Below are 12574 nucleotides of genomic sequence, written 5' to 3' on the forward strand. Positions count from 1 at the left end.
CGGCGACGAACGCCGCCGGGTAATGATTAACGCGGGATTTGCTGCGTAATGCAGTGGATGTTGCCACCGCCGAGCAAAATCTCACGCGCCGGAACGCCAGTGATAACGAAATCCGGGAACATCTCTTCGAACAACGCCTGCGCCGCGCCATCGGTCGCCGGATCCAGCAGCGGGTAAATAATCTGCTGGTTACTGACCAGATAGTTAACGTAGGAACCTGCCAGGCGGTTGCCTTCGTGGCGCTCAATCGCCGTGCCTTTTTCGACATCGCGGGTCTCTTCGGCGCTGGCGAACAGCGGCAGCGGCGACGGCACTTTCCACACTTTCAGCGTGCGCCCTTGCGCATCTTTAGTGTTTTCGAGCACCTCAAGTGCGGCAACGGAGTGCGCGTACTGCGGATCGTTCTGGTCGTCAGTCCAGTGCAGGGCGACTTCGCCAGGACGGACAAAGCAGCACATATTGTCGATATGACCGTCGGTTTCGTCATTGAACACGCCTTCCGGCAACCAGATAATCTGCGTCACACCCAAATAATCGCGCAGTTGCTGCTCGATCTGCGCTTTGCTCAGATGCGGGTTGCGGTTCGGGTTCAGCAAACATTCCGCGGTGGTCAGCAACGTGCCTTCGCCATCAACGTGAATGGAACCGCCTTCCAGCACCAAATCGGTGTGATAGCACGGCATCTGGTGATACGCCGCAACCTGTCCTGCGACCTGTTGATCGCGATCCCAGCTTGCATACAAGCCGCCATTCAGCCCGCCCCAGGCGTTAAATGTCCAGCTAATACCACGCTTTTCACCGGCGTTATTGACCACCACGGTCGGGCCCGTATCGCGCATCCAGGCATCGTCGCTTTCCATTTCTACCAGCGTCACTTCCGCTGGCATAGTGGCACGCGCTTTGGCCATTTCGGCGGCAGGTACACCCATGATCACCGGCGTGTTGCGTGAAATCGCTTTGGCGACCGCAGAAAACGCCTGCTGCGCCGGCGCGGCGTCGGCACGCCAGTTATCGGTGCGGTAAGGCCAAATCATCCACACCGCCTGATGCGGCGCCCATTCTGCCGGCATGGAGAATCCATCTTTTGTCGGCGTGGTTAGCTGTGACATCGCTTAGCTCCTTACGCTGCCATCGGAGGTGGCAATCGCGCTGTACATATTCGGGCGACGATCGCGGAACAACCCCCACGCGGCGCGCTGAGCGGCAATAGCGTCAAGATCGAAGGTGTGCACCAGCACCGCTTCGTCGGTTTTGTTTGCCTGTTCGACCAGCTCACCCGTTTGATCGGCGATAAAGGAGGAGCCGTAGAAGGTCATTTCCAGGCCTTCGATGTATTTGCTGGTTTCAGTGCCAATACGGTTTGAAGCAATCACCGGAATGACGTTCGCGGCGGCGTGGCCCTGCTGAACGCGGGTCCAGTGCGGCTGACTGTCGATATCCGGATAAGCCGGTTCTGAACCAATCGCGGTCGGGTAGAAAATAATTTCCGCGCCCTGCAAGGCGAGCACGCGTGCGGTTTCCGGGAACCACTGGTCCCAGCAGATGCCGACGCCGATTTTCGCATAGCGCGTGTTCCACACTTTGAAACCGGTATCGCCAGGGATAAAGAACTGTTTTTCCTGGTACGCCGGGCCGTTCGGAATATGGGTTTTACGGTAGGTGTCCAGCACGCTGCCGTCGGCGTCAATCATCACCAGCGAGTTGTAATAGGCGTTGTTGCACTTTTCAAACAGGCTCAGCGGCAGCACCACTTCCAGCTCTTTGGCCAGCGCAGAGAAGTGTTTGATCAATGGGCTATTCGCCACTTCCTGCGCCAGCGCGTAGTGTTCCGGGCTTTGATCGATGCAGAAGTAAGGCGCGGCGAACAGCTCCTGAATCAGGATCACCTGCGCGCCTTTGCTGTGCGCTTCACGCACCAGACGTTCAGCGTTTTGAATATTCTTATCCAGATCCCAGCTACACGCCATTTGTGTTGCGGCGACGGTTACATTTCTCATAAAAAACTCTCCCGTTGTTCTCGGTTCAGGCAGTGCAAATCGTCAGCACTTATTTTGCTGCAAACTATAGCAACGAAATACGTTATGCATAAAATGTATTGTTATCATGAAAACATGAACAGGATGCATAGTAGTGATCGACCTGAATTTGCTGCGGCTGGTGCCGATTCTGGCGAAAGAGAAGAGTGTGACCCGCGCGGCGCTGAAAGCGAATCTGTCGCAATCCGCCTTTAGCCATGCCCTGAATCGCCTGCGTGAGCAGCTCAACGATGAGATGTTTATCCGCACGCGCAACGGGATGGAACCGACGCCCTACGCCGCAATGATGATTCCGGTGATCGAGAGTGCGCTCAGTAAGCTGGATACTGCCACGCGCGGGCCAAGCCATTTCGACCCGCTGCGCGACGCACACACGTTTTACATTGGCGCGGTGGACTATTTCGAGTTCATGTTTATGCCGGTGCTGACCGCGCGCTTTAAAACCATTGCGCCAAATGTCCGGCTTTCGGTCGATATTCTTTCAGAAACCATTAAGGTTGAGCGGGTGGAGCAGGGGCAACTGGATGCGTTTATCGGCGTCGATAACGTTCAGCATATCCCGCATTATTTTAATAAACATAAGCTTATTTCCGACCACTTTGTCGCTATCGCTTCCGTCGAACGTACCGATTTGCCGGAACAGCTCACCATGAGACATCTAGTCAGTGAAGCGCAAATCCATTTACCGGCGGTCAGCTCCGGGGCGGATCATATTGACGGCTGGCTGCTCGAACAGCACCTCTACCGGCCGCTGGCGACGGTGGTGCAAAGTTACGCCGTTGGCGGGCGCGTGGCGGTGGCGACCGGCTATTTAATGTGCGTGCCGTTTCGCATTGCCAGGGAACTGGCAACAATGTTGCCGCTGCGCATTATGCAACTGCCGGAAGGCGCGCCATCGTATGATTTGCTGCTGCTGACCCACCGATTATTTGACTACCAGCCTGCGGTACAGTGGCTGATTACCGAGCTGAAGGCGGCGAAGATTTAGATGAAAGCGTTATTAATTCGCCATCCGCAAACGGAGTGGAACCGGGCGGGGATTATCCAGGGGCAGCTCGATAGCCCGCTAACGCCGCGCGGGCGCGAAGAGGGCCACGCTTTGATTCGCGGGCTGCGGGATGCGGGGATTCACCCTGACGTCGTTTTTTCATCGCCGCTCGGCAGGGCGCAGCAGATGGCGTTGTTAATCGCGGAACAATACCACTGTGATATCCGCCTCGACGAGGCGTTACAGGAACAGAATTTCGGTGAGTTTGATGGTCGGCTGCTGAGCGATATTCGCCGGGAATATCCCCGTTTCGGTGATGATGAGGGTTTTCAACCGCCGCAGGGTGAATCGCCAGGGCAGGCCGCGCAGCGGTTGCTCGACTTTTTACACCGCTTGCCGGGCATCTGCCCGCATCACACGGTAGCGCTGGTGTCGCATGGGCAAATTATGCAGGCGGCGATAGCGCAGTTGCTGGAAAACTCCCTCGAAAATGTGGCGCGTTACCATCATCACAATGCCAGTTATTCGCTGCTGGAGATCAACGACGACACCTGCCGGGTAGCGCGCTGGGGAGTGGCCAGCCATTTGCTGGGGTTAAAAAATGGCTAAAGCCGCGCCTGATGGTCACTTCTTAAAAAAGCCGGTAATTTTTTGCATCAACGACAGTTTCGCCTTTGGTATTGCCCACGACGGATTTAATAAATCGCCTGGCAGCAGATAGAGGCGGTCATCATCATCCCGCACTTGCGCCTTCAGGGCTGAGGCGATTTCCAGCATTTTGCAGTAGAGCGGTTCCGCGGGAGATGTAGTGGTGATTGCGCCATCACTCCACTCCAGCCAGCAGGTTTCTTGCCCTTTCCAGATGGCGTGAAATTCGCCATTTCGCCGATCAAAAGCGAGCTCGTCATCGTGACTGACCAGTTGAACCCACTCTTCGCTGCCGATCGGCTGCGTTTCGCTTTCGGACCAACATTCTGCCCGGGTGATATGCATTTCCCAGCCCATTGATGGCTCCTTTTTTGCTGCCGAATAATGTTGCGATTTTGTCAGAACATCGCGGCGGTAAGACGGTAAAAAAAAGAGAAGCCCGCCGGGGGCTTCTCTTCGTGTTTAACGCACAGGAAATACGTGTAGCGCGCTGCTTAACGCATGGTAACGAATTCTTCAGCGGCTGTCGGGTGGATTGCCACTGTGTTATCGAAGTCTTTTTTGGTCGCGCCCATTTTCAGCGCTACCGCAAAGCCTTGCAGCATCTCGTCCATGCCGGAGCCGATACCGTGAATACCGACAATTTTCTCCTCCGGGCCAACGCACACCAGCTTCATACGACACGGCTGGCGGTGGGTGGTCACGGCGGTATACATCGCGGTGAAGGATGATTTATAGATTTTCACCTGGTCATCGCCGTACTGCTCACGCGCCTGCGGTTCGGTGAGGCCAACGGTGCCAATCGGCGGATGGCTGAACACCACGGTCGGAATGTTGCTGTAATCCAGATGCTCATCCGGCTTGTTGTTAAACAGACGCTCGGAGAGGCGGCGACCGGCAGCCACGGCGACTGGCGTCAGTTCTACCGCGCCAGTGTTATCGCCCACTGCGTAAATGCCCGGCACGCTGGTGTTCTGGAACTTATCGACTTCGATATACCCTTTGTCGTTGGTTTTCACACCGGTGACCGCAAGGTTGAAATTATCGGTTGCCGGTTCGCGGCCAATCGCCCAAATCAGGCTGTCCACGGTTTGTGAACGACCATCTTCCAGCGTCAGCGTCAGGCTGCCGTCGGCGTTTTTCACCACCTCTTTCGGCACCGCGTGGGTGTGCAGCGTCGGGCCTTCTGCCGCCATCACTTCCACCAGCGTTTCGGTGATGAGCGGATCAAAGCTGCGCAGCGGCGCGTGTTTACGCACGAACAGGTGTGTTTCGGCACCCAGGCCGTTGATCACACCCGCCAGTTCCACGGCGATATAACCTGCGCCAACCACCGCCACGCGTTTTGGCAGCGCGGGCAGGGCGAAGAAACCGTCGGAATCAATACCGTATTCAACGCCCGGAATGTTTGGGTGGCTTGGACGACCACCGGTAGCGATCAGGATATGATCGGCAGTGATCGTTTCGCCGTTCACTTCTACGGTTTTGGCATCGACAAAGCGCGCGAAACCCCGGATCACATCGACATTATTTTTACCCAGCACGTTATCGTACGAGGTGTGAATGCGGTCGATGTAGGCGCTACGGCTGGCGACCAGTTTGCTCCAGTTGAAATGGTTTACGGTGGTGTCGAAGCCGTAATCCGGACCGTACAGATGGATCGCTTCAGAAATCTGTGCCGCGTGCCACATCACTTTTTTGGGGACGCAACCGACGTTCACGCAGGTGCCGCCAAGTTCTTTTGCTTCGATCAGTGCGCATTTTTGACCGTACATAGCCGCACGGTTAATCGATGCGATACCGCCGCTGCCGCCGCCAATAGCGATGTAGTCGTAATGTTTGCTCATGGTTGTTTCCTTAATCCTGAACGAAGTCGAAAATATTCGCGATTGTAGCGCGCAGCCGAAAAGGTTCCACCAATGGCTGCGATTACTCCGGTACGATCTGATGAATCAACGTATGCCCGGTACCGGCTGGCACCAGTTTGCTGTGCAGCCATGGCAGCACATTGTTCATCTGCGCTTCGAGTTTCCACGGTGGGTTAATCACAATCATGCCGGAAGCCGTCATGCCGCGTTGATCGCTGTCGGGACGCACACCCAGCTCGATTTGCAGGATGTTGCGAATGCCGGTGGCTTCCAGATCGCGCAACATCCGTTTGATTTGCTGGCGCAGCACCACCGGATACCACAGCGCATAAACGCCAGTGGCAAAGCGTTTGTAACCTTCGTGGATGCCACTGACGACGGCCTGGTAGTCGGTTTTCATTTCGTAGGGCGGATCGATAAGGATCAAACCACGACGGGAAACCGGCGGCAGCTTGGCTTTTAACTGCTGATAGCCATCGCCGCGCGCAACGCGAGTGCGGCTATCTTTCTGGAACTCCTGGCGCAGCAGCGGGTAGTCGCTCGGGTGCAGTTCAGTCAACAGCAGGCTGTCCTGCTCGCGCAGTAGTTCGCGGGCAATCAGCGGTGAACCGGGGTAGTAACGCAACTGCTCGCTACGGTTGAAATGACGCACCACGTTCATGTACGGCTCCAGCTCAGCCGGTAAATCGTCCTGCTGCCAGATACGCGCAATGCCTTCCAGATATTCACCGGTGCGTTCTGCATGTTCGCCGGAAAGCTGATAGCGCCCGGCACCTGCGTGGGTGTCGAGATAAAGAAACGGTTTCTCTTTTTCTTTCAGCGCTTCGATGATCAGGCTCTGAACGGTGTGTTTAAGGACGTCGGCATGGTTGCCTGCGTGGAAGCTGTGGCGATAACTGAGCATGGGTACTGAGATTCCGGAAAATAAACGAGATTTCGCACAGTTTACCGCAGATTGGCGCAGATTACTTTATTAGCCCTACGACGCGCCCGAGAGAGGCAAGCGGATGCCTGTAACAAATACGGCAAGTCCGGTTAACTATACTTGGGGGGTTACTTCCTGTAACTAAGCTTATAGAGAGGATCGGATGAACACCTTCACCGCGACACCTTCAGCCATAGTGCTTGATAACCGTGGCCTGACGGTACGAAATATTGCCTATCATCGCCATCCGGATACCCAGGATTCGACCGATGAACGTATTACCCGGCATCGTTATGACATACGTAGTTTTCTCGCGCAGAGCAGCGATTCACGTCTGTATGAAGCCGGGTTATTCAACATTAACTATATCAATGATCTCAATGGTGTCGGGCTACGTATACAAAGCGCAGATGCAGGCACAACTATCGCCCTGAACGATTCAGGCGATCGGCCTTTTTTGAATATTTCCAATGTAAATTCTGAAAATGATCGCAGCCAGGCTATCACACGTACTTATCAGTACGAGGAGAATTCTCTGCCGGGTCGTCCGCTCTGCATTACCGAGCAGGGAAAAATCAGCGAGCGCTTTGTCTGGGCCGGTAATTCGGCTGATGAACAGAGCCACAATCTGGCAGGGCAACTGGTCAGCCACTATGACCCGGCGGGCCTGCTGTCGACCAACAGCATCTCCCTGAGCGGCGTGCCGCTTTCTGTCACCCGCCAGTTGCTGCCGGAAGACGCAGAAGCAGACTGGCAGGGGGCGGATACTTCCGCGTGGAATGACCTGCTGGCGGGCGAAACCTACACGACCAACAGCACGGTGGACGCCGCCGGAAATGTGCTGACCACGCTTGATGCGAAAGGTAATCTCCAGCGCGTGGCGTTTGACGTGGCGGGTCTGCTGAAAGGAAGCTGGCTGACGGTCAGCGGGGCGGCAGAGCAGGTCATCGTGAAATCCCTGAGCTACTCCGCCGCTGGACAGAAGTTGCGCGAGGAGCACGGCAACAGCGTGGTGACAACTTACAGCTACGAAGCCGAAACCCAGCGGCTGGTGGGGATTAAAACCGAGCGCATTACAGCCGCGAAAGTGCTGCTGGATTTGCGCTATGAATATGACCCGGTGGGTAATGTGCTGGTGATCACCAACGATGCCGAGGAGACGCGCTTCTGGCGCAATCAGGAAGTCGTTCCCGAAAATCGCTACGCCTACGACAGCCTGTACCAGCTTATCAGCGCGACCGGGCGTGAAATGGCGAACGCGGTACAGCAGGGCAGCAGCCGGCCTGATTATATCTCCTTCGATAACGCCACTTACACCAGTTACTCCCGCATTTACACCTACGACAACGCCGGAAACCTGACGAAAATCCGGCACAACGCACCCGCGTCCGGCAATAACTACACGACATCAATTACCGTCAGCGACCGCAGCAACCGCGCGGTGCTCAGCACGTTTACGGAAAACCCGGCCGATGTCGATGCGCTGTTCACCGCCGGCGGTCAGCAGAAACAGCTTTTAGCTGGTCAGAACCTGAACTGGACACCGCGCCAGGAGCTGCAGCAGGTCACCCCGGTGACCCGTAATGGCGCAGCGGACGACAGCGAAAGTTATCGTTACGACGCCGCCAGCCAGCGCATTGTCAAAACCTCCTTACAACTGACCGGCAACACCACGCAGACAAAGCGGGTGATGTACCTGCCGGGGCTGGAACTGCGCAGCAGCGCAGCCGAAGAATTACAGGTGATAACGGTCGGCGAGGCCGGACGCGCCCAGGTGCGGGTGCTGCACTGGGAAAGCGGGCAGCCCGCAGGTATCAGCAACGACCAGATTCGTTACAGCTACGACAACCTCATTGGCAGCAGCGCTCTTGAAGTGGACGGCAGCGGCGAGCTTATCAGCCAGGAGGAATATTACCCCTACGGGGGCACGGCGCTGTTCGCAGCCCGCAGCCAGCTTGAGGCGGATTACAAAACGATTCGTTACTCCGGCAAAGAACAGGACGCGACAGGGCTCTGTTACTACGGCTACCGCTATTACCAGCCGTGGGCGGGCAGATGGCTTTCAGCAGATCCTTCGGGGGCGGTCGATGGTTTGAATCTGTTCAGGATGGTTCACAACAACCCGATATCGCTCATCGATTCAGATGGCAGAATTAGCCTACCCGCAGAGATCCTTATCGTCGATGTTCTTAATCCGCTCTCAAAAGACCCAACCAACGCCTGGTTTGAGGAGTTGAAATGGAACGCTGAAGTAAACAGGTTAGAAACGACGCCGGTAGTTTATACGCGCGGAGGAAAAGTCATGGAGGGTGAAACCGCGCAGTGGGAAAGTGCCACCGATTCCCCAACTGCTTTTACCGTTTTTCAGGATCAGTCGGGAACAAACCGCCTTTTTGTTAGTACGTTCCAGCAACATATTGGCGTAAAACCGGGGATGGGTAACCCTTTGTATGCGGGAATATTAATGCCAAAAAGAGATCAACAAGGGCAGCTATTTTACCGGATAGATAATGAATCCGGGCATTACCAGCCCTCGGGAGATATCAATGCAGCCGAGCTATTCAGCACTATTGTCGGAGACGAAGGGTTAAGCCATTTCACGTTTTCCAAATCCACGAAATCGTCAGCGCCGGAAAATACTCGCCTCACGCACTTAACTTCGCCCGAAGCGTATGGCGAGGCGGCGAGTCGATTACGCAGAGAAGAGAACAAACAGCAGAGCGTTATTGACTACCTCAATGAACACGGGCTGTGGGAGCCGACAAAAAGCCAGCGTAGCCATATGCCGTGGGTCAATGAGTTAATGAGATGGGAAACACAACAGAACCCCGCTCCTGCCGTAGCGCAGGCACCCGCAACGGTGATGAACAGAATTGCGCCTGCAACAGAAACACCGCATGTTCTTGCTGGCGCGTCTGCTGGTAGATGGGCTCGCTTTAGAGGGTGGGTCTCAGGAATATTCAACCGCGTAAGGAATGTCTTCCGCTCTCGTGCCACTTCAATGGCTCAATAGTCTGCTGTTGGAATGGCTGCATCAGCAGCCATTCCTTTCCGATAAAGCGCGACAAACTTCCCCTGACGCTCTCCGGCAAACTTGTGCGCTTTTTGCGTGAGCAGCGCTTGAGTAAGCGCAACGTCCGGGATTGAAATCTCCTACACTTAACCCCATGCTAGAAAACATTGCCAGGCGCCTAAGCGCCTTATTCACCTCATTCCAAGGACTGCGCCTATGACCAACCCTTTATTGACGCCTTTCGTGCTGCCGCCGTTTTCTCAAATCCTTCCTGAACATGTCGTTCCCGCGGTGACCAAGGCACTGGAAGATTGCCGGAACGCGGTGGAAAGCGTTGTCTCGCAGGGCGGCCCGTATACCTGGGCGAATCTGTGCCAGCCGCTGGCAGAAGTGGATGACCGTCTTGGTCGCCTCTTCTCGCCGGTCAGCCATCTCAACTCGGTGAAAAACAGCCCGGAGCTTCGCGAGGCTTACGAACAAACGCTGCCGCTGCTCTCTGAATACAGCACCTGGGTTGGGCAGAACGAAGGGTTATACAACGCCTACCGCGATCTGCGCGACGGCGAACATTACGCTTCGCTGAGTGTCGCTGAGAAGAAATCGGTGGATAACGCCCTGCGTGATTTCAAATTATCGGGCATCGGCTTGCCGAAGGAGAAACAGAAACGTTACGGCGAAATCGCTGCGCGTCTCTCTGAGCTCGGCAACATCTATAGCAACAACGTGCTGGACGCCACCATGGGCTGGAGCAAGCTGGTGACGGACGAAGCGGAGCTGGCCGGTATGCCGGAAAGCGCTCTGGCGGCGGCGAAAGCGCAAGCGGAAGCCAAAGAGCAAGAAGGCTGGCTGCTGACGCTGGATATCCCGAGCTACCTGCCGGTGATGACCTACTGCGATAACCAGGCGCTGCGTGAAGAGATGTATCGCGCTTACAGCACCCGCGCTTCCGATCAGGGCCCGAACGCCGGGAAATGGGATAACAGCCCGGTGATGGCGGAGATCCTCGCGCTGCGCCACGAGCTGGCGCAACTGCTGGGCTTTGAAAGCTACGCCTTTAAATCGCTGGCCACTAAAATGGCGGAAAGCCCGTCGCAGGTGCTGGAGTTTTTAACCGATCTCGCCAAACGCGCGCGCCCGCAGGGCGAAAAAGAGCTGGCGCAGTTGCGCGCTTTCGCTAAAGCCGAGTTCGATGTGGATGAGCTGCAACCGTGGGATATTGGCTACTACAGCGAAAAACAGAAACAGCACCTTTACAGCATCAGCGACGAACAGCTGCGTCCGTACTTCCCGGAAGAGCGCGCGGTAAACGGCCTGTTCGAAGTGGTGAAACGCATTTATGGCATCACCGCGAAAGAGCGTAAAGATATCGACGTCTGGCACCCGGATGTACGCTTCTTCGAGCTGTATGACGAGAACAACGAGCTGCGCGGCAGCTTCTATCTTGATCTCTATGCGCGTGAGAACAAACGCGGCGGCGCCTGGATGGACGACTGCGTGGGGCAGTTGCGCAGAGCCGATGGATCGCTGCAAAAACCGGTGGCTTATCTCACCTGTAACTTTAACCGTCCGGTCAACGGTAAACCGGCACTGTTTACCCACGACGAAGTGATCACCCTGTTCCATGAATTTGGGCATGGCCTGCACCATATGCTGACGCGTATTGAAACCGCCGGCGTGGCGGGTATCAGCGGTGTGCCGTGGGATGCGGTCGAGCTGCCGAGCCAGTTTATGGAAAACTGGTGCTGGGAGCCGGAAGCGCTGGCGTTTATCTCCGGTCATTACGAAACCGGCGAGCCGCTGCCGCAGGAGCTGCTGGATAAAATGCTGGCAGCGAAGAACTACCAGGCGGCGATGTTTATTCTGCGCCAGCTGGAATTCGGCCTGTTCGACTTCCGTCTGCATGCCGAGTTCAGCCCAGAGCAAGGGGCGAAAATCCTCGAAACGCTGGCAGAGATCAAACGCCAGGTCGCGGTAGTGCCGGGGCCGTCGTGGGGGCGCTTCCCACATGCGTTCAGCCATATTTTCGCTGGTGGTTACGCGGCAGGTTACTACAGCTACCTGTGGGCCGATGTGCTGGCGGCGGATGCGTTCTCCCGCTTCGAAGAAGAGGGAATTTTCAACCGTGAGACCGGGCAGTCATTCCTCGATAACATCCTCACCCGTGGCGGTTCGGAAGAGCCTATGGATCTGTTCAAACGCTTCCGTGGCCGCGAGCCGCAGATTGACGCGATGCTTGAGCATTACGGTATCGAAGGCTAATGCATTGAAAATCTGTTTGCTGGATGAAACAGGCGCCGGAAACGGCGCCTTATCTGTTCTTGCGGCCCGCTTTGGGCTGGAGCAGGACAATGACAACCTGATGGCGTTGGTGCTCACGCCGACGCATCTGGAGCTCCGTAAGCGCGACGAACCGAAGCTCGGTGGGATTTTTGTCGACTTTGTTGCAGGCGGCATGGCGCACCGGCGCAAGTTTGGCGGCGGGCGCGGTGAAGCGGTGGCGAAAGCGGTCGGCATCAAAGGCAGCTATCTGCCGGACGTGGTAGATGCGACTGCGGGGCTGGGACGCGATGCATTTGTGCTGGCGTCGGTGGGCTGTCGGGTGCGGATGCTGGAGCGCAATCCGGTTGTCGCCGCGTTGCTGGAAGATGGTCTTAATCGCGGCTATGCCGATGCGGAGATTGGCCCGTGGTTGCGTGAACGGTTGCAGTTGATTCACGCCTCAAGCCTGACCGGGCTTGCGGATATTACGCCGCGCCCGCAGGTGGTTTACCTCGACCCGATGTTCCCGCATAAGCAGAAAAGCGCGCTGGTGAAAAAGGAGATGCGGGTGTTTCAGTCGCTGGTTGGCCCGGATCTGGATGCCGACGGTTTACTGGAGCCCGCGCGCAAGCTCGCCATAAAACGCGTGGTGGTTAAACGCCCGGATTACGCGCCGCCGCTGGCAGGGTGCGCGACCCAATCGGCGGTCGTCACAAAAAGCCATCGCTTCGATATTTACCCCGGTTCCGGCGAGTAACAGACGGCGGCATGGGTTGAGTCCTGCAGGGCGTACCAAAAATCTGTCATCTTCGTGAGCTTAAAACCCAGGACAACGCC

General features: G+C 56.2%; 10 protein-coding genes. 5 read left to right on the plus strand and 5 right to left on the minus strand.

The genetic code is table 11. From position 1 onward, the window contains the following. Positions 1–26: 26 nt before the first annotated feature. Entirely contained in the window at positions 27–1109 is a 1083-nt protein-coding gene (gene aguA, locus C813_RS24060) for an agmatine deiminase (protein WP_017458279.1), read from the minus strand. 3 nt (positions 1110–1112) lie between these two features. Beyond that, entirely contained in the window at positions 1113–1997 is an 885-nt protein-coding gene (gene aguB, locus C813_RS24065) for an N-carbamoylputrescine amidase (RefSeq protein WP_017458280.1), read from the minus strand. Positions 1998–2130: 133 nt separating this feature from the next. Between aguB and C813_RS24070 the strand changes: the two genes are divergently transcribed. Together C813_RS24070 and C813_RS24075 are read left to right on the plus strand one after the other, a co-directional pair. Next, the gene (locus C813_RS24070) at positions 2131–3024 is read left to right on the plus strand and encodes a LysR family transcriptional regulator (protein ID WP_017458281.1); all 894 of its coding nucleotides are present in this window, start codon (positions 2131–2133) and stop codon (positions 3022–3024) included. Next, a complete protein-coding gene (locus C813_RS24075; protein ID WP_017458282.1) occupies positions 3025–3633 on the plus strand; it encodes a histidine phosphatase family protein in 609 nt (202 codons plus the stop codon). 15 nt (positions 3634–3648) lie between these two features. Here the strand turns inward: C813_RS24075 and C813_RS24080 are convergent, their stop codons facing one another. From C813_RS24080 to C813_RS24090, 3 genes are all read right to left on the minus strand, one after another. After that, the gene (locus C813_RS24080) at positions 3649–4029 is read right to left on the minus strand and encodes a hypothetical protein (protein ID WP_017458283.1); all 381 of its coding nucleotides are present in this window, start codon (positions 4027–4029) and stop codon (positions 3649–3651) included. Positions 4030–4166: 137 nt separating this feature from the next. Beyond that, positions 4167–5519: a glutathione-disulfide reductase gene (gorA, locus tag C813_RS24085; RefSeq protein ID WP_017458284.1), complete on the minus strand. Its 1353-nt coding sequence runs from the start codon at positions 5517–5519 to the stop codon at positions 4167–4169. Between the two features lie 82 nt (positions 5520–5601). Beyond that, positions 5602–6444 (minus strand): 23S rRNA (adenine(2030)-N(6))-methyltransferase RlmJ, encoded by an 843-nt coding sequence (locus C813_RS24090; protein ID WP_017458285.1) that lies wholly within the window; start codon positions 6442–6444, stop codon positions 5602–5604. A 184-nt stretch (positions 6445–6628) separates the two neighbouring features. Here C813_RS24090 and C813_RS24095 point away from each other — a divergent pair, with 184 nt between their 5' ends. The 3 genes from C813_RS24095 (at position 6629) to rsmJ (ending at position 12494) form a co-directional block, all read left to right on the plus strand. Further along, positions 6629–9478 carry an RHS repeat-associated core domain-containing protein gene (locus C813_RS24095; RefSeq protein WP_017458286.1) on the plus strand — a complete coding sequence of 950 codons (2850 nt, stop codon included), beginning with the start codon at positions 6629–6631 and terminating at the stop codon, positions 9476–9478. Between the two features lie 216 nt (positions 9479–9694). After that, the gene (gene prlC, locus C813_RS24100; protein ID WP_017458287.1) at positions 9695–11737 is read left to right on the plus strand and encodes an oligopeptidase A; all 2043 of its coding nucleotides are present in this window, start codon (positions 9695–9697) and stop codon (positions 11735–11737) included. 4 nt (positions 11738–11741) lie between these two features. Beyond that, positions 11742–12494, plus strand: coding sequence for a 16S rRNA (guanine(1516)-N(2))-methyltransferase RsmJ (gene rsmJ / locus C813_RS24105; RefSeq protein ID WP_017458288.1), 753 nt, complete (start codon positions 11742–11744; stop codon positions 12492–12494). Positions 12495–12574: the final 80 nt, after the last annotated feature.

The sequence above is a fragment of the Kosakonia sacchari SP1 genome, from assembly GCF_000300455.3.
Classification (GTDB): Bacteria; Pseudomonadota; Gammaproteobacteria; order Enterobacterales; family Enterobacteriaceae; genus Kosakonia; species Kosakonia sacchari.